Genomic DNA, 18,017 nt, shown 5'->3' with positions numbered 1-18,017 from the left:
ACCTAGCTTCACCGACACGGGGATATGGATAATATGGCTTCAAAATCAACGGTTCTAGATCTCGACACTCAAATTCAGGCGCTGATGGAACGTAAAAGATTATTGATAGTTAAGTCTGCCGAACGATTTGCACGTGCGGCAACAAAGTCGGGCGTGGCCGAGATGGAGATTACCGACACGCAGATCGACGCACTCTTTAACGAGATTGCCGCTCGATTTCGCAGGCAGACAAAAGAGACCTCTCTCACCACCTCTGAAACGTCTCAACCGGCGGATCATAGGTCTGGAACGGCTAAGGAACATCCGCATGTCGGCTGAGCAAACGGCTCAACGGCGTCAGCAGGCTTTGCTAGGTGCAATGGTCGTAAGAGCGGGCCTAGGAGATGCTGATCGAGCATTCTTGCTGGGCGGCCTCGTAACATTGGCGAAGCTGTTTCCCGGCGCTCCCGAATATGAACAACTGCGCAGTATCGGGATTGAAGAATTCAATGCATCCGCGCGATCGGCGGATCGGTCAGTGCGGTAAAGTCACTTCAGTCACTGAACCTTTTGCAAGAAACGCAGCCCGGTCTTACGCATCAATTCTTCAAGGAGGACCTACTGAAGGCCCTTCGCCCGGATAGCAACCCCGCGGAACGCAAAAATCTTTCAGAGGCGTGTCAAGGGCGGAGCAAAACCCTGCCACGCGGCGGAGTAAAAGTCGGCCACGCTTTACGCGCGTATGAGACGGCCGGGAGGGCGTAGCCCGAGCCGGGGGCGTCTTGCGCGCGTAGTGATTTCCCAAAGGATCTTAGCCTGCCTTTCTGGCGCGGCTTTGAGCGAGACGATAGCTTTCGCCGTTCCATCTCGAGGATGTTGACCTGGTGGATGATGAGGTCGTGCGGAGCGCCAGGCGCTCGGACCTCAGTGTTTTCGCCCAATCGTCAAATGGCAAATTTCTCGTGATTAGGGCTGGCTGTCGCAAACTTTTTTAGGCCGCAGAAACAGCTATCGCCGGACGCAATTGTGCAGCGAATTGCTGAAATGCCGATTGGCCACTGGTTGGAAATTGGTGACTGCGGGTCATACGCGCCACAGCGATGCCATCCAGGGTTGCTGACGCAGACTAGAAAGATTTGAAGCCTCTCATCGGGCGGCTCAGCTTCTTGATAAACCGGTGGTCCTGTTCAATGATGTTGAGATACTTGACCAGCATCGGCGCCTTGTGCCCCGGACCTTTGTGAATTGACCTGTCCGACGGAGTGACATCCCCGGGCTCTTCAGCAACACCCACTTGAAGAGACCCGTATTGCACGCCGAGATGGTCGGCGGGCTTTTCCCAATCCTACAAGCCAGCAAGCACTAGGAAATGTCGATAGCGCCTGAACGTCAAAGGACGATTGCGAAAAGCCACAGACGTCGTGAAATTGAATATTCGCTCAAGGAATTTCTCTGCTTGCGTCATGTCCGGTAATGCCGGCATCCTTCTTGCTTCTGTCAATCACGAGTTCTCGCTGAGACGGCGTGTTGTCCCTGGTTCAGAGCAAGGAAGGTTTCCATGACCCCATCCCATATCCAGAATGTCGCTGCCTTCAGCGATCCGGTTCTCTCGGTGCGTGGACTGACTGTGAGCCTTCCCAAGAACATGGAGCGCGCCTATGCGGTCGAGGATATCTCCTTTGATCTGCACAGGGGCGACATTCTCTGCATTATCGGTGAATCCGGTTCCGGCAAATCGGTAACCGCGAACGCCATCATGGGCCTGCTGGCGCCGGTTATCCGGGTCACGAGCGGCAGCATCCGATTCCAGGGCATTGACCTTTTGAGCGCTGATCCGAAAAGACTTCAGGGGCTGCGCGGTCGGGCTGTCTCCATTATCTTCCAGGATCCGCTTTCGGCGCTGAACCCCTTGATGACGATCGGCGATCAGATCCTGGAGGTCCTTGAGACCCATAAGGTCGGCACCCCTTCGAGCCGGCAGGAAAAGGTACAGGAGTTGTTGTCCGAGGTTGGATTGCCCGACCCTGTCATGCTGCAGCATCAATATCCTTTCCGCCTGTCTGGCGGCCAGCGCCAACGGGTGATGATCGCCATGGCGCTGGCGCTTGATCCCGATATCCTGATCGCTGACGAACCGACCACGGCGCTCGATGTCACGACGCAGGCGCAGATTCTCGATCTCATTCGCAAGATTCAGCGGCGCAAGAACATGAGCGTCATGTTCATCACCCACGACTTCGGCGTCGTCGCTGAAATTGCCGACCGGGTTATCGTCATGGAAAAGGGTCGTATGGTCGAGCAGGGGCCCGCATTGCAGATCCTGACGGAGCCGACCCATCCCTATACACAAAGGCTGATCGCCGCCGTTCCTCGAATGACCGGTAGGGATCGGGAGGGGGCCACCGACACGCCTGTCGTGCTGGAGGTGCAAAACCTCAACAAGACCTATCGAAGCGGTGGCGGCTTTTTCTCCAAAGCGCGGGTTGTGCATGCGGTGAACGATGTCAGCTTCTCCATTCGTAAGGGCCGCACGCTCGGAGTCGTCGGTGAATCGGGCTCGGGCAAGTCTTCGCTCGGCCGCGTGCTCCTGAAGCTGATGAACTCGGACGGCGGCAAGATTCTGTTTGATGGTCGCGATATCGCGACCATGTCTGATCAGGCGTTCAGGCCGATGCGACCCTATATCCAGATGATCTTTCAGGATCCGTTTGCATCGCTCAACCCCCGCCATACGATCGGCCGAATTTTGACGGTCGGGCCGATGGCACACGCGATGTCGATGCAGGAGGCCAGGGCCAAGGCGTTGCGGCTGCTCAAACGCGTCGGCCTCGACGAGGGCGCCTATGATCGCTTTCCGCACGAATTTTCCGGAGGCCAACGACAGCGCATCGGTATCGCGCGGGCGTTGATGTTCGACCCAGTGCTGCTCGTAGCCGACGAGGCCGTGTCCGCGCTCGACGTCTCCATTCAGGAGCAGATCCTTCAGCTTCTTGCCGAGATTCAGCAGGATACCAAAGTGGCGATGGTCTTCATTACCCATGACCTGCGCGTCGCAAGCCAGATCTGCGACGAGGTGGCGGTGATGTACAAGGGTGAGATCGTCGAATATGGACCACCATCACAGATTTTCCAGGCGCCAGCTCACGCCTATACGCAACGCCTCGTCGCAGCTATTCCCGGCGGTGACTGGGAAGCAAGTGCTTAAAGGGGATCGCTTGTCCGGGACTCTACTGCTGCGGATGTAAAACGGGATGTTTCTGATCATGTTGCCTTTTTCACGGCGCACCAAGCTTATGAAATAGGCAATGACTTTCCGCGATTAAAATTTGTACCGACGTCGAAAAAAATAGTTGCATTTGTCCACTATCCGACGTTTCATATCGTTGAAAATTCAAACGATCCATTGTCGTTCATCTCAGCGATATCCCCTTTCTTGACGGATTGCGGGCGTGGATTTCTGCTGCCATCGCGAGCCCCGTGCCATGACGACACCGACCAAGAATGGCCCTACCTCTGTTAAGGACATCGACATCGATGTGCTCGAGGATACGCTGAGCTTTTACATCCGCAGCATCAACATCGCGGTGTCCCGCGATCTCGACGAGAAGCTCGAAGGTCTCGATGTCGCCCAGGGTACGGGCAAGATCACCACGCTCTTTCTTGTCGATGGAAATCCCGGCATCCGCCCTTCTACGATCGCCCAGGTGATTTTCAAGGACCGTTCGGCCATGGGGCGGCTTGTCGATCAGATGGAGGGACATGGGCTCCTGCGGCGACAAATCGCACCGGAGGATAGCCGCGCTCAAGCCCTCTACATCACCGACAAAGGTGCCCAGCTTGCAGAGCATGTGCGCAGGCTGGTGACGCTGCAGTCCCGCGAATTCTTTTCGGAGATGACCGATGAAGAGCACGACCTGGTCCTCGACATCTTGCGCCGGACCTATCGGCGTATCTTGGAGCGATCATGACGAACCGAGTATTGGAGAAGGCTGTGAGTGAAGACCGCGTCGCCTTGATATCGGGTGCCAGCCGCGGCATCGGTGCTGCCCTGGCGCAAGAATTGGCCGCCCGCGGTTGGCGCCTTTCGCTCGGCATGCGGCAGCCGGAAATGCCGGCCTGGGCCGACCCTGCTCGCGTCCATATCTTTGCCTATGACGCGTTTGATGCGCAGGCCGGGATACGCTGGAACGATGCGGCAATCGATGCCTTCGGACGCATCGACGCAGTCGTTGCCAATGCCGGCATCATGATCCCCAAGACCGTCATCGAGGCTGATGACAACGACATGGATCAGCTGTTTGAGGTCAATGTCAAAGCCCCGCAGCGTCTGGCAAAAGCCACCTGGGCTGCTTTGTCCGAAAGCGGCCGAGGTCGCGTCATTATCATTGGTTCGCTTTCCGGCAAGCGGGTCAAAAGCGCTAAATCCGGGCTTTATGCCGTATCAAAATTCGCAGCTGTCGCTCTCGCCCATGCGCTTCGCCACGCAGGATTCGATCTCGGCATCCGCGCGACGGCCATATGCCCAGGTTTTGTCGCAACCGACATGGCGCGCGGCATCAGCGGCAGGGCCGATAGCGAGATGACGAGCCCTCAGGATCTCGCCCGCATCGTTTCCATGCTGATCGAGCTGCCGAACGAAGCAAGCGTCGCGGAGTTTGCGATCAACTGCCAGCTAGAGGAGTCTTACTGAGTATGCCCGGCCCCTATGTAGTCCCCGTGCATGGGGATACGGAATTGCCCAAGGAAGTCGACGTCGTCGTCATCGGCGGCGGCATCATCGGCACCTCGACAGCCCTCGAACTGTCTGAGCGCGGTCTGCGTGTCGCGCTTTGTGAAAAGGGGGGAATCGGCCAGGAGCAGTCGAGCCGCAACTGGGGCTGGGTACGCATTTCCAGGCGTGACCCGCGCGAGGTACCGCTGATGGCGGAGGCGCTGCGCATCTGGAGCACGCTCGACAAACGCACCGGCCGCGACACTGGCTACAGGAAAGCGGGCATCGTCTTTACCTGCGCCGACGACAAGCAATATGCTGATCATGAGCGATGGAACCGGAATCTCGAGGGCTATCAGCTCGATAGCCGCATGGTTGGCGCCGCTGAATTCAAGAGCCTTTTTCCGGGCTCCCAATTAGACCTGAAAGGCGCGCTCTTTACAGCGTCAGACGGCCGGGCGGAACCACAACGCGCAGCGCCGGCAATCGCCGAAGCCGCGCGCGACAAGGGTGCGACGATCCTCACTGAATGCGCCGTGCGCGGCATCGAGACGGCCGGCGGCAAAATCTCGGGCGTCATCACCGAGCGCGGCCCGATCGCCTGCAAGGCGGTCGTTCTCGCCGGCGGCGCCTGGTCAAGCCTGTTTGCCGGCATGTTCGGACTCGACCTGCCGCAGTTGAAGGTGATGAACTCCGTACTGCGCACCAAGCCGCTGGAAGGCGGCCCCGAGCAGGCGATCTGGGCCAACGGCTTTGCTTTGCGAAAGCGCCAGGATGGCGGCTACACCATCGCCTCCGGTCACGAGAACATCGTCGACATCGTGCCGAAATCCTTCCGCTATGCCGGCAAGTTCTTGCCGGCGTTCAAAAAGGAATGGCGCTCGCTGAATTTCCGCCTCTCCGGCCGTTTTCTTGACGAGGTCCGCATTCCCGACCGCTGGGCGATGGATGAGGCAAGCCCCTTCGAATATTGCCGCGTTCTCGATCCGAAACCGTCGACCAAGCTTTCGAACACGGCGCTTGCCAATCTCAAGAAAGCCTTCCCGGTTTTCGAAAAGGCCGAGATCGCCCAGCGCTGGGCCGGCTATATCGACGTGACGCCCGATGCCGTGCCGGTGATCGACGCGATCGACAGCATTCCAGGCTTCCATATCGCGACCGGCTTTTCCGGCCACGGCTTCGGCATCGGTCCGGCCGCCGGGCGACTGATGGCCGATATCGTCACCGGCAAGCCGCCGATCGTCGATCCCAAGAACTTCCGTTTCTCCCGCTTCCACGACGGTTCGAAGATCGAACTGATCAGCGGTTTCTGACCTGCTCGCCAATAAAAGACAGCAAAAACAATAAGAGAGAAGAAGCCAACGTCCTACCAACAAAAAGGGGAACAACATGTCCGACGCAAACGACACTATCCTCCTGAAACCCACCCGCCGTCAGGCGCTCACCATGATGGCGCTCGGCGCTTCCGGGCTGATCATGCCCAATATTCTCGGCCGCGGCGAAGCCTTCGCGGCACCGCCCGCCAAGCCGACCGGTCAGCTCGTCATCGGCTTTTCGCAGGAGCCGACCGTCTTCAATCCGCACCTGATACACATCGAAGTCGATGAGGGTATCCATTTCAGCGTCTTCGATCCGCTCTTCAACGTCACCCCGGATGGCAAGTTCTCTCCCGCGCTTGCAGCCGAAGTCCCGACCGTCGAAAACGGCGGCATCTCGGCCGACGGTCTTAAGTGGAAGATCAAACTCCGCGACGGCGTGAAATGGCATGACGGCACTCCGTTCACCGCCGAAGACGTCAAGTTCACTCTCGAACTCATGGTCGATCCGGATTTCCGCAGTTGGCGCAAGACTGGTCACGAGCTGGTGCGCGATCTCACCGTCGTCTCGCCGACGGAAATTACCTGGCGGATGGAAAAGCCGTTTGCGCCCTACCCGTCGATCCTCGCCGCCACCTTCATCGTGCCCAAGCATATCCTTGGCGCGGAGAAGGACAAGAACAGCGCGCCCTTTAACAACGCGCCCATCGGCACAGGCCCGTTCAAATGGGTCGAACGCATCGCCGGCGATCACATCACGCTTGCGGCCAACACCGACTATTACGGGGAGGGTCCCTACCTCGAGACCCTGGTCTACAAATATATTCCCGACCTGACGGTGCTTTATACGCAGTTCAAGACCGGCGATATCGACGTCGTTGGCCTCCAATGGATTACGCCGGATCACTATGACGAGGCCAAGGGGCTGGATGGCAAGGCCGTCGCCGTTGTTCCGGCTGCCACCGTCGAATCCGTCGGCTTCAACATGGAGCGCCCCCAGTTCAAGGACCCGGCGGTACGCGAGGCGCTCTATTGCGCGATCGACAAGCAGACGATTATCGATGCGCTCTATTATGGCCTGCCGACGCCGACCGAAAGTTACATACCGCAGCAGTCCTTCTACTATAATCCAGACCTGCCGAAGCAGGAATTCAGCACCGACAAGGCCAAGAAGATCCTCGACGATGCCGGCTGGAAGCCCGGTGCCGACGGCATTCGCGTGAAGGACGGCGTCAGGCTCGCCTTCACCAACTCCACCACCGCCGGCAACCATATCCGTGAGCAGGTGCAGCAGTTCATGCAGCAGACCTTCAAGGATATCGGCGTGGAGCTCACCATCTCCAACCTGCCGCCGGCGGTCATGTGGGGCGATTATTGGACAATGTCGAAGTTCGATTCCGTCGTCGTCGGCATCAACTTCCAGACCGGCTCCGATCCCGACACGTCGGATTACTTCCGCTCCACCGCAATCACCGCCAAAGGCGGAGCCGGTCAGAACTCCTGGCAATATGCCAATCCGGAAGTCGACAAACTCCTGGCTGAAGGCGGCCAGATCTTCGTGCCGGAGGAGCGCAAGAAGGTCTACCAGAAGATCCAGGAGATCATGCGCCACGACCTACCTTTTCTGCCGCTGTTCCAATATGCGACCGTGCGCGGGCACAAGGTAGGGGTTGAAAACGTCATCCCCAACGTCAACGTGCGCATCGACACATGGAACGTCGGCACTTGGTACTGGGCCAAGGCCTAGCCGTCCCGTTCCAGCCCTTCGATCCGTTGCGGGTCGGAGGGCTGGCCGCTTCCCATCTCATCACCATCGGAGACGAATGCCATGCTTCGCTATCTCCTCAGTCGCCTTTGGCAGAGCCTGATACTGCTGCTGCTCGTATCGATGATCGGCTTTGCCGTTCTCACCCTCGCACCCGGCGGTCCGCTATCCCAATATACGCTGACGCCGGGCATGACCAAGGAGGCTCTCGACCGGATCGCCGCGCAGATGGGCCTCGACCGTCCCCTGCCCATCCAGTATCTCGACTGGCTGAGGCACATGCTGATGGGCGACTGGGGCCATTCCTATCGCGACAACCAGCCGGTGCTATCGATCATTCTCGGCCACCTCTTCGCCACGCTGCTCCTGATGGGCACCTCGATGGCGATCTCGATCGTTCTCGGCACCTGGATCGGCATCAGGGGTGCGACCAAGCGCTATTCGATCTTCGACTATAGCGCCACCATCGGCGCCATGGTGGCACTGTCGATCCCGACCTTCTGGTTCGGCCTTGTCGCCATCTATATCTTCTCGCTGAAGCTGAAGTGGCTGCCGGCCGGCAACATGTACACGGTCGGCAATGGCTCGTTCGGTGATTATGCGATCCACCTGATCATGCCGAGCCTGGTGCTTGCCCTTGTCAACATTGCTGTGTGGAGCCGCTACATGCGCACCGCCACGCTCGATGTCATCAACCAGGATTTCGTCCGCACCGCCAAGGCCAAGGGCCTGTCGCCTCGACGCGTGTTGATGCGGCATGTCGTCGGCAATTCTCTGCTGCCGATGATCACCCTTGCCGGCGTGCAATTACCGACGATCCTCGGGGGCGCGCTGGTGGCCGAAACCGTCTTCACCTGGCCGGGAATGGGGCGGCTCTTTCTCGATAGTCTCGGCTACAGCGACTACCCGGTCGTCATGGGCCTTCTGATGTTCTCGGCAGTCTTTGCGCTGATCGGAAATCTGCTCGCGGATCTGCTGGTCGCCTTCGTCGATCCGCGCGTCCGGCTCGGTTAGGAGAAACGCCATGTCTTCCTCTTCCCCCACCAGTCTCTCCCCGCCCGTATTCGCGCATACGCGCTGGTGGCAGAACCGCACGCTGCGCCGTTTCGCTCGCCACAGGCTCGCCCTCCTCGGCGTCGCCATGATCACGCTCATCATCCTTACCTGCCTGATCGGGCCGTCGCTACTTCCCTATGACGAGCTTTTCATCGATTTGCGCCATCGCTTCGCGCCACCCTTTACGGCCGGCTACCATATTTTCGGGACCGATCCGCTCGGGCGCGACGTTGCCGTGCGCCTTTTCATGGCGGGCCGCATCTCGCTTCTGGTGGGCTTCTTCGCCATGGTACTCAGCACCTTGATCGGCACCACGATCGGTGTCGTCGCCGGCTATTATGGCGGCCGCCTCGGCATGCTTCTGATGCGCTTCGTCGACGCCTTCCTGTCATTCCCCAGCATCTTCTTGCTGCTGGCACTCGCCGCCTTCATCAAGCCGAGCCCTTTCATGATCACCGTCATTATAGCTGTGACGAGCTGGATGGAGGTCGCGCGCATCGTCGAGGCAGAGGTGCGCTCGTTGCGCGAACGCGACTTTGTGCTGGCGGCCCGCATGCTCGGCCTTTCCAACGGCTGGATCATGTTTCGCGAGTTGCTGCCGAACGCAATAGGCCCGATCATCGTAGCGGCGACCCTGACGGTTGCACGCGCCATTCTGCTTGAGGCCTATGTCAGCTTCCTCGGCTACGGCATCCAGCCGCCCTTGCCAAGCTGGGGCAACATGCTGAACGGTGCCCAGCAATATCTGGCCAGTGCCCCGTGGCTGGCGATCGTTCCCGGCGTTGCCATCACCCTTGCCGTCACCAGCTTCAATTTTATCGGCGACGGCTTGCGCGATGCGCTCGACGCCCGCAGCGACCTGAACTGAGGAAAACCGCTATGGCCAAGTTTTCGCCGTTCAAGACGACATTGTGGTACGCGACGGCACCGCCGGCTCCCGAAACCACAGAGTTGGAAGGCACAACCAAGGCAGACGTCTGCATCGTCGGCGGTGGCTATACCGGACTGACGACGGCGCTGGAGCTTGCCAGCGGCGGCATCAGCGTCGTGCTTCTCGAAAAGGAAGAAATCGGTTTCGGCGGCTCCGGCCGCAATGCCGGGCATTGCACGCCGACCTTCACGCACTACAGCCTGCCCGAATTGCGCGCGATGCTGGACGAGCCCTGGGCCGAGCGGCTGATCGCCCGGCAGACCCGCGCGAATGACCGCGTTTCCAGCATGATCCGGCACTATCAGATCCAATGCGAATGGCAGCAGAACGGCTATGTCATGGGCGCTCCCTACCCCGGCGCGATGAAGACGATCCAGGAGAAGGTGCGGACCTACAATGCCGTCGGCGCCAGGACCCGGGCGCTCGACAAGGACGAAGTGGCGGCTATCACCGGCAGCCCGCGCTTTCATGGCGGCTGGCTGCATGAGGAGGCGGGGCATCTGAACCCGCTCGGCTATTCCCGGGGTCTCGCGCGGGCGGTGATCCAAGAGGGCGGCATCATCCACACCAACTCGCCGGTGACCGGATGCGAGCGCCAGGCCGACGGATGGGCGATCAGTACGGCCAAGGGCGAGGTCATCGCTGACAAGGTGATCTTCGCGACCGGCGCCTACACCGTGGGCGGCTGGCCGAAACTTGACCAGACATTCAAAATCCAGAAAGTCTTCGTCGCCGCTACCCAACCGCTTTCCGATGACGAGCGCCAATCGATCCTGCCGCGAAACACCACCATCCACGATGGCCGCGGCGATATCTATGTTTACAAATACAATGCCGAAGGACGGATCGTCGCCTCCATGTTTCCAATGGGTCGACGTGGCCGCGACATGGAATACACGCGGCAAGTCATGAGCGATAGGTTGAAGTGGCTGCATCCGCAGATCAAACAGGAGATCCGCTGGGAATACTTCTGGTTCGGCGAGTTGGACATGCAATATCGCACGGTCCCGCGCCTCTATGACCTGGCAACCGGCGTTGTCGCGCTGACCGGTCTTTCCGGCCGCGGTGTGCCGACAGGCAGCATGCTTGGCGGCATTCTGGCGGAATGGGCTAGGGGCGTGCCCGAGAAGGATCTTTCGCTCAAGCTGGAGCCGCTGACGTCAGCGCCCTTCTACATGAACTATGGGCCTAAGCTCACCCTGCGCTATTATCGCGTTTCGGACTGGATCAAGACAAAACTCGCCGGTGCTCCCCTGCCGCCGCACGCTTAACGGTAACATCACCTTAGCTTTTCCGAACGAGCAAACCTTTGATCCCGCAATTGCTTCAGAATAGTGAAGCACTTCATAGGCCTGTCTCCGCCTGGCAGGGTCGGTGCCAAGCGGAAAGACGGGTCAAATCACGACGGACAGATTGATCATCATCCGGCCTCACACTTTTTATTGCTGAAAATACACTGATCCGAGACCGCCCGAGCTTGCCGGACGGCGGGGTTCGTCTCCGTCGCCGTCAGGTTCGGAAGCATGACATCCTCGAAGCTCTGGACTTCCTGATCAAGCGTTGACGCCCGCGATCCGAAGCAGGTCATCGGAAAGACGGATGCCAACTCGTCCTCACATTCACATCCTTAACGATCGGCAACATCAGCCACTCTTGACAAGTCATCAGCCGTGCTCCTTGATATGCCCATCCAAGAGAACAGACACATGTCCGGTATATTGGATATCCAAAAGCGCTTAACCAAGGGGAACGCTATGACTATTTCCTTCCGCGCCGGCGTGATGTCGCTGGTCGCCGCAACCCTCCTCTCATCCACGCCTGCCTTCGCCGACGGCAGCAAACTCGACGCAGTGCTCGCTCGCGGGCACCTTGTCCTCGGCACCGGCAGCACCAACGCGCCATGGCACTTCAAGAGCGCGGACGACAAGCTTCAGGGCTTCGACGTCGATATGGGCCACATCATCGCCAAGGCACTCTTCGGCGATCCCGATAAAATCGAATATGTAAACCAGTCGTCCGACGCCCGTATCCCGAACATCACGACGGGCAAGGTCGACATTACCTGCCAGTTCATGACCGTTACTGGTGAACGCGCGCAGCAGGTTGCGTTCACTATTCCCTATTATCGTGAAGGCGTTGGGCTGATGCTCAAGGCTGACGGCAAATATGGCGACTATGCCGCGTTGAAGGCGGCCGGCTCTTCGATCACCATTTCGGTTCTCCAGAACGTCTATGCAGAGTCCATGGTCCATGCGGCCCTACCCGACGCTAAGGTCGATCAGTACGAATCCGTCGATCTCATTTATCAAGCGCTGGAATCGGGACGTGCCGATGCGGTGGCCACCGATCAGTCGTCGCTCGCCTGGTACATGACGCAGAATCCCGGCCGCTATAAGGATGCCGGCTTCGGTTGGAACCCGCAGACCTATGCCTGCGCGGTCAAGCGGGGCGATCAGGACTGGCTGAACTTCGTCAACACCGCGCTGCACGAAGCTATGACGGGCGTCGAATTCGATAGCTACGCCAAGTCCTACAAGACCTGGTTCGGCAAGGATCTTACCCCTCCGCAGATCGGCTTCCCGGTCGAGTTCAAGTAACAGCAGAGCGGAGCGGGAACCTCCCCGCTCCGCCAGCCTGAAAAGGGACGGCCCGCCATGGGTTACACGCTGAATTTCGCAGCCGTCTGGCGCAACTTCGACTTTCTCTTGAGCGGTCTGGCGCTCAGCCTCGGCCTCGCCGTAGTCTCGATCCTGATCGGCTCTGCGATCGGTCTCGTCTTGGCCTTCGCGCTGACGTCAAAAAAACGTATCGCAGTCGTGCCGGCGCAGGTCTATGTCACGGTGGTCCGCAACCTGCCGATCCTCGTCCTGGTGCTTTTCGCCTACTTCGCGCTGCCGCAGATGGGCTTCCGCCTCGACAAGCTGCAGAGTTTCGTTCTGGTGCTTGCGCTGTATTCCGGAGCTTATCTGGCGGAAGTATTCCGCGCCGGACTGCTGTCAATTCCGAGGGGCCTGACCGAAGCCGGTCTCTCCATCGGCCTGACATCGATGCAGATCCGCAGCTCCATCATCGCCCCGTTGATGTTGCGCAACGTGCTGCCGTCATTGTCCTCGACGATCATCTCGCTCTTCAAGGACACGTCTCTCGCCGCCGCCATCGCCGTGCCGGAACTCACCTTCGCGGCCCGCAAGATCAATGTCGAGAGTTTCCGCGTCATAGAGACCTGGCTGGTCACGTCAGCTCTCTATGTCGCAACCTGTTTCCTCATCGCTGCCCTGATGCGCTTCGTCGAGCGCCGGCTGGCTCTGCCCAGGTAAGACCGGATGTCCCACACATTTTTCGAACAAATCTGGATCGCCCGCTACGTTATCATGAACGGCGTTGGCGTGACGGTGTCGATCTCTTTGCTGGCCATTCTCGCCGGTTCCTTGCTCGGTGTTTTCGTCGGTCTGGCGCTCGTCTACGGCGGTACCGTTTTACGCCTTACCGTCCGGGCCTATACGGATATCATCCGCGGCACGCCCGTGCTCGTGCTCGTGTTGGCAAGCTATTACGTCTCTTCCGCGGTAGGTCTCAATCTGGGACCGTTTTCTGCTGGTGTCCTTGCCCTTGCAATCTTTTGCTCGTCGCATGTCGGTGAAATCGTGCGCGGCGCGCTTCAGGCCATCCCGAAAGGTCAGACGGAGGCCGCCAAGGCAATCGGCCTTACTTTCAGCCAGACTTTCACCTCGGTTTTATGGCCGCAGGCAATGCGCCAGTGCCTGCCGGCCTGGGTGAATACCGCCGCCGAGATGGTAAAGGCCTCGACGCTGCTATCCGTCATCGGCGTTGCCGAGCTGCTCCTACGCACACAGGAGATCATCTCCCGCAATTTCATGAGCCTCCAGTTCTATTTTCTCGCTGGCGCTCTCTATTTCATCGTCAACTTCGGTATTGAGCGTTTCGGCAAATATGTCGAGCGCAAGACCGCACTGCCGTCCTGAGGAGATCCGACCGATGGCCAAGACAATTCTAGACATCCAGGGCCTGCGCAAAACCTACGGCCAGAATGAGGTCCTCAAGGGCGTCGACTGTAGCGTACAGGAGGGCGAGGTCATTTCCATTATCGGCTCGTCCGGCTCCGGCAAGACGACGATGCTACGCTGCGTCAACATGCTGGAGGAATTTGAGGGGGGTAAGATCAGCCTCGATGGCGAGGAGATCGGCTATCACGTCGACGGTAGCACCCGCCGCCGCAAGAGCGAGAAGGAAATCGCTCGTCAACGCGCGCTGACGGGTATGGCCTTCCAGCAGTTCAATCTTTTTCCGCATATGACCGCAGCCGAAAACGTGATGCTGGGCCTCGTCAAGGTGAAGAAGATGTCGAAGCCGGAAGCTCGCGCCGTCGCCGACACATGGCTCGACCGCGTTGGCCTTGCAACCCGCACCAACCATTATCCCGGCCAGCTCTCCGGTGGCCAACAGCAGCGTGTCGCCATCGCCCGTGCAATCGCCATGGCGCCGCGGCTGATGTTGTTCGATGAAGTGACGTCAGCCCTCGATCCCGAACTGGTGGGCGAGGTTCTTCAGGTCATCAAGGGGCTCGCCGCCGACGGCATGACGATGCTGCTCGTGACGCATGAAATGCGCTTCGCCTATGAGGTTTCATCGCGTGTCATATTCATGAATCAAGGCGTCATTTGTGAGGAAGGAGACCCGAAGGACATGTTTGTGCGTCCGAAAACAGATCGGCTTGCCGAATTCCTCAAGACCTCAAGTTTCAACTGACAGGGATAAGGTGGCGCGGGACAAGCGTTGCGTTAGCACACAGGCGAATGCTATCGCAGCCTCTCCTTGAGGGCCATCGGGCATCAATGCCGAATAATCGGCAAGAACCCACCACCGCACTGCATCCCATTGCGCCGGTTGCGACCGGTTGAGAATATTCGGAGAAGAGCATGGCCGACACACCGAACGATACCGTATCGCGACGCATGCGTGGTCTAGATCGAGCTTTCGAAATCCTTGAATTTCTGCGGATGAAGCGTCAGCCAATGCGTCCGAACGAGATCGCCACGGAAATCGGCGCACCGCGCTCCTCTATCTATGAACTCGTCAATCTTTTGCTCGGCCACGGCATGCTTGACTATCAAGGGGACGATGGCCGGGTGTTTCTCGGCCGTCGCCTTTATTTCCTTGGAACTGCCTATGCCGAACAATTCGATTTAATGCGCGAATGCGATCGCGTGCTGAACGCTCTGGCAGAGGAGACCCGCGAAACCGCGCAGATGTGCCTGCTGGAAGGCAATAAATACACGGTCGCCATGATGCGCGAGGGCATCCGTCCGTTCCGCATCTCCTCGAATGTCGGCGAACTCGTCGCCATTCCCTGGACAGCCTCCGGACGTCTGCTCGTCGCGCATCTTTCGGATCGAGAAATTCTTGATTTCATTCCGCCGGAGGATTTCGTCTTGCCGGATGGTAGACAGCTGGAACCGGCGGATTTCATCGCTCAGGTGCGGCAGGCCTCCGACGACGGATATTTCACCTTCAACAGCGAGGTGGAGAATTTCACTCATTGCTTCGCTGTCCCAATTTATCAGGCCGAGGGCTCGTGCATCGCCACTCTCTGCCTAGTTGCCCCACGTGAGGACGGCCTGCGCAACCGTGCCTCCTATCTAGACAGTCTTCTGAAAGCCGCGCATGAGATGTCCGAAAGGCTCGGCTTCCGTTCGACAAAAAGCCGTTTCTTCGGATCTCAATCATAACGAACAGAATCTTTTTGCCGCCTGTTCCACGTCAGCATCACTGACCAGGGGTTTCATCCCGAAAATGCAGTGCATGATAAGCGCCGACACTCTAATGTGCCAGGATCCTCCGCCTTCAGCCTCCGCTCGCCCACAATGCTATCACCAGACCGATCGCCGCGCTTGCTTCGGTTAGTTCTGACATCTGGTAATATCTTTTACTCCAGATTGCGGTGACCCTACGTTTAATGAGCGAAGACACCCGCTCAATATCTGCCATGTCGCTATTCGTGCAACAATACCCAAGACAGCGCTTGATTTTGAAGCAGACTTCCCGCATGTGCGGAGTCTCTTCGTTTCGGCCGTCACTATTTGCGCGCCTGACATTGAATGAATGCCGATAACCTGTGGCTTCGATCTCATGAAACCTAACAGTCTGAATGTACTGGTGATTGATGAGAACCGCATTCGCGCATCCATCATTGAAGAAGGTTTGCGGGACGCAGGGTACGACAACGTAACAATCATCGCCGATATGACGGGTCTTGCGAGGCGGATCACCGAGATCAATCCTGATGTGATTGTCATCGATCTTGAAAACCCCAACCGGGACGTGTTGGAAAGCATGTTTCAGATATCACGTGCCGTAAATCGGCCCATCGCGATGTTCGTAGACAAGTCCGATGAAGCTTCCATCGAAGCTGCTGTGGACGCTGGGGTTTCAGCATATATCGTCGACGGTCTAAGGCAGGAACGTGTTCGTCCCATCCTTAAGATGGCGATTAGTCGTTTCAATGCGTTTTCGCGACTGAGCCGCGAACTTGAAGAAGCACGCGGCGAGTTGGAAAACCGAAAGCTGATCGAACGCGCCAAGGGATTGCTGATGCGCGCGCGCGGGCTTTCGGAGATGGAGGCCTATGCACTCCTGCGGCGAACGGCGATGGGCCAGAACAGGAAAATTGTCGAGATTGCTCAAAGCCTCGTTACCGCGGCAAGCCTGCTCGATCCGGGAGGGGACACATGAAGACGAGTAGGTACGAAATCACCGCGGGCTTCTTGCCGCTCGTGGATAGTGCCCTCCTGGTCGTTGCCAAAGAGAGGGGCTTTGCCGAAGCGCAGCAGGTGGATCTCACGCTCGTGCGCGAGCGTTCGTGGGCAACGATCAGGGATAGATTAGCTGTCGGGCACTTTGAGGTTGCCCATATCCTCGCGCCGATGCCGATCGCCTGTAACCTTGGACTCACGGCGCCGGCGCCGCGAATGATCGTGCCCATGGCGCTTGGCCTCGGCGGAAATGCCGTCACGGTGTCGGGTGGCTTGTGGCGGGCAATGGTCGAGAATGGTGCGATTGGCAATCTCGATGCCCGCTCAAGCGGCATGGCGCTGCGGCGGGTGATCTCACAGCGAACTGGAGATCAGCTCCGTTTCGGCGTGGTGCATCCCTATTCCGGACATAACTACGAACTTCGATATTGGCTTTCTGCGAGCGGCATCGATCCCGATCGGGAGGTTGAGATCGCAATCCTGCCTCCTGCGGATATGGGAAATGCACTGAAGGCTGGTTTCATCGATGGCTATTGCGCCGGTGAACCGTGGAATACGTTCGGCGTTTTGAAACGAGGTGCGCATCTCGCGACGGTCAAGGCCGCGATCTGGAAATCCAGCCCCGAAAAGGTACTGGGAGTGAATGGCCGTTGGGGCGACAGCCATCCCGAAGCCCTCGCCGCATTGCTCACGGCGCTTTACAATGCGTCACTCTGGTGTGCCGATGTTGCCAACCATGAGGAGCTTGCCATATTGCTTTCCGGACCTGCATACATCGACAAGTCTGTGGAATTTTTGCGGCCCGCAGTGACGGGCGAGCTTAGAATCGGTGGCCAGCACACTCAAACCGTAAAGGACTTTTTCGTCCCAAACGCGAAGGCGGCGACATTTCCGTGGAAGAGCCACGCGCTTTGGTTCTACACACAGATGGTTCGCTGGGGTCAGGTCAAACACACCGCATCTCACCAGCGTATCGCCGGCAACTCTTATCGACCGGATATTTACCGGAACGCTCTGAAGGCGCTGGGTCTCGCGATGCCAGCCGCAAGCTCCAAGGTCGAGGGCGCCTTGCGTATGGAAACGCCCGTTGGCTCAAGTGGCATGCTGACGCTTGGCCCAGACGGGTTTTTCGACGGCGCCCTTTTTGATCCTGATCGCATTGATGAATATGTCGCGGCTCAAAAAAACACGACCGACATGCCTACTTTGTGAGCAATGCCCAAATATTGGGAGCGCGCACTGCTGATTTAATCGCTTCATGGCCTGCCCGGCGGAAGCTTTTTTGCTTAGAACGCCGTAACTGGGGGCCAATTTTGAATTGGCACGGTCCTTGCTTCTAAACTAGCAAGCCGAAAGGCCGCATTTTAGCGTCCAATGACGGACGCCTCAGGCAAAGCCGCCGATCAGGATATTCCGTGTACTTTCGTACGCGCGCCCTGAGGTGCGGCTTTTTGTGTTTCTGACCCTCAATGATGGATTGGCACGACCT

17 protein-coding genes and 1 pseudogene are annotated in these 18,017 nt (G+C 58.4%); 17 read left to right on the top strand and 1 reads right to left on the bottom strand.

What is annotated here, in order from left to right; genetic code table 11:
* Positions 1–33: 33 nt before the first annotated feature.
* A complete protein-coding gene (locus tag GA0061101_RS24815) occupies positions 34–318 on the top strand; it encodes a TraC family protein (RefSeq protein WP_047555898.1) in 285 nt (94 codons plus the stop codon).
* Complete coding sequence (locus GA0061101_RS24810; protein WP_037191065.1) at positions 308–526, top strand: conjugal transfer protein TraD; 219 nt, start codon at positions 308–310, stop codon at positions 524–526. The genes GA0061101_RS24815 and GA0061101_RS24810 overlap by 11 nt, the downstream gene beginning before the upstream one ends.
* Positions 527–970: 444 nt before the next feature.
* Here the strand turns inward: GA0061101_RS24810 and GA0061101_RS24800 are convergent.
* A pseudogene (locus GA0061101_RS24800) lies at positions 971–1,189 on the bottom strand (DDE-type integrase/transposase/recombinase); the annotation flags it as partial.
* A 348-nt stretch (positions 1,190–1,537) separates the two neighbouring features.
* Between GA0061101_RS24800 and GA0061101_RS24795 the strand changes: the two are divergent.
* The 15 genes from GA0061101_RS24795 to GA0061101_RS24720 all read left to right on the top strand — a co-directional run bounded on the left by GA0061101_RS24795 (position 1,538) and on the right by GA0061101_RS24720 (position 17,740).
* Positions 1,538–3,184: an ABC transporter ATP-binding protein gene (locus tag GA0061101_RS24795; RefSeq protein WP_092575329.1), complete on the top strand. Its 1,647-nt coding sequence runs from the start codon at positions 1,538–1,540 to the stop codon at positions 3,182–3,184.
* A gap of 277 nt (positions 3,185–3,461) precedes the next feature.
* Entirely contained in the window at positions 3,462–3,947 is a 486-nt protein-coding gene (locus GA0061101_RS24790; RefSeq protein WP_092575326.1) for a MarR family winged helix-turn-helix transcriptional regulator, read from the top strand.
* Entirely contained in the window at positions 3,944–4,669 is a 726-nt protein-coding gene (locus GA0061101_RS24785; RefSeq protein WP_186453528.1) for an SDR family NAD(P)-dependent oxidoreductase, read from the top strand. Before GA0061101_RS24790 ends, GA0061101_RS24785 begins: the two co-directional genes overlap by 4 nt.
* Before the next feature lie 2 nt (positions 4,670–4,671).
* Positions 4,672–6,003 carry an NAD(P)/FAD-dependent oxidoreductase gene (locus GA0061101_RS24780; protein ID WP_092575320.1) on the top strand — a complete coding sequence of 444 codons (1,332 nt, stop codon included), beginning with the start codon at positions 4,672–4,674 and terminating at the stop codon, positions 6,001–6,003.
* Positions 6,004–6,079: 76 nt separating this feature from the next.
* Positions 6,080–7,753 (top strand): peptide ABC transporter substrate-binding protein, encoded by a 1,674-nt coding sequence (locus tag GA0061101_RS24775; protein ID WP_047555686.1) that lies wholly within the window; start codon positions 6,080–6,082, stop codon positions 7,751–7,753.
* 81 nt (positions 7,754–7,834) lie between these two features.
* The gene (locus GA0061101_RS24770; RefSeq protein ID WP_047555684.1) at positions 7,835–8,785 is read left to right on the top strand and encodes an ABC transporter permease; all 951 of its coding nucleotides are present in this window, start codon (positions 7,835–7,837) and stop codon (positions 8,783–8,785) included.
* 10 nt (positions 8,786–8,795) lie between these two features.
* On the top strand, positions 8,796–9,695 hold the full coding sequence (locus tag GA0061101_RS24765) for an ABC transporter permease (protein WP_047640572.1): 900 nt from the start codon (positions 8,796–8,798) through the stop codon (positions 9,693–9,695).
* 11 nt (positions 9,696–9,706) lie between these two features.
* Positions 9,707–11,029, top strand: a complete 1,323-nt coding sequence (locus tag GA0061101_RS24760) for an NAD(P)/FAD-dependent oxidoreductase (protein WP_092575317.1) — start codon at positions 9,707–9,709, stop codon at positions 11,027–11,029.
* A gap of 483 nt (positions 11,030–11,512) precedes the next feature.
* Positions 11,513–12,355 carry a transporter substrate-binding protein gene (locus GA0061101_RS24750; protein ID WP_092575311.1) on the top strand — a complete coding sequence of 281 codons (843 nt, stop codon included), beginning with the start codon at positions 11,513–11,515 and terminating at the stop codon, positions 12,353–12,355.
* 57 nt (positions 12,356–12,412) lie between these two features.
* Complete coding sequence (locus tag GA0061101_RS24745) at positions 12,413–13,075, top strand: amino acid ABC transporter permease (RefSeq protein WP_092575308.1); 663 nt, start codon at positions 12,413–12,415, stop codon at positions 13,073–13,075.
* 6 nt (positions 13,076–13,081) lie between these two features.
* On the top strand, positions 13,082–13,741 hold the full coding sequence (locus GA0061101_RS24740) for an amino acid ABC transporter permease (protein WP_037191089.1): 660 nt from the start codon (positions 13,082–13,084) through the stop codon (positions 13,739–13,741).
* 13 nt (positions 13,742–13,754) lie between these two features.
* A complete protein-coding gene (locus tag GA0061101_RS24735; RefSeq protein WP_047555673.1) occupies positions 13,755–14,525 on the top strand; it encodes an amino acid ABC transporter ATP-binding protein in 771 nt (256 codons plus the stop codon).
* 170 nt (positions 14,526–14,695) lie between these two features.
* A complete protein-coding gene (locus GA0061101_RS24730; RefSeq protein WP_037191093.1) occupies positions 14,696–15,505 on the top strand; it encodes an IclR family transcriptional regulator in 810 nt (269 codons plus the stop codon).
* A gap of 400 nt (positions 15,506–15,905) precedes the next feature.
* Positions 15,906–16,508: an ANTAR domain-containing response regulator gene (locus GA0061101_RS24725; protein WP_047555896.1), complete on the top strand. Its 603-nt coding sequence runs from the start codon at positions 15,906–15,908 to the stop codon at positions 16,506–16,508.
* The gene (locus GA0061101_RS24720; protein WP_092575305.1) at positions 16,505–17,740 is read left to right on the top strand and encodes a CmpA/NrtA family ABC transporter substrate-binding protein; all 1,236 of its coding nucleotides are present in this window, start codon (positions 16,505–16,507) and stop codon (positions 17,738–17,740) included. Before GA0061101_RS24725 ends, GA0061101_RS24720 begins: the two co-directional genes overlap by 4 nt.
* The last annotated feature ends 277 nt before the right edge of the window (positions 17,741–18,017 follow it).

The sequence above is a fragment of the Martinezella lusitana genome (assembly GCF_900094565.1).
Lineage (GTDB): Bacteria > Pseudomonadota > Alphaproteobacteria > Rhizobiales > Rhizobiaceae > Rhizobium > Rhizobium lusitanum.
The sequence above is the reverse complement of the archived record's forward strand: the minus strand, read 5'-3'. Positions and strand labels throughout refer to the sequence as shown.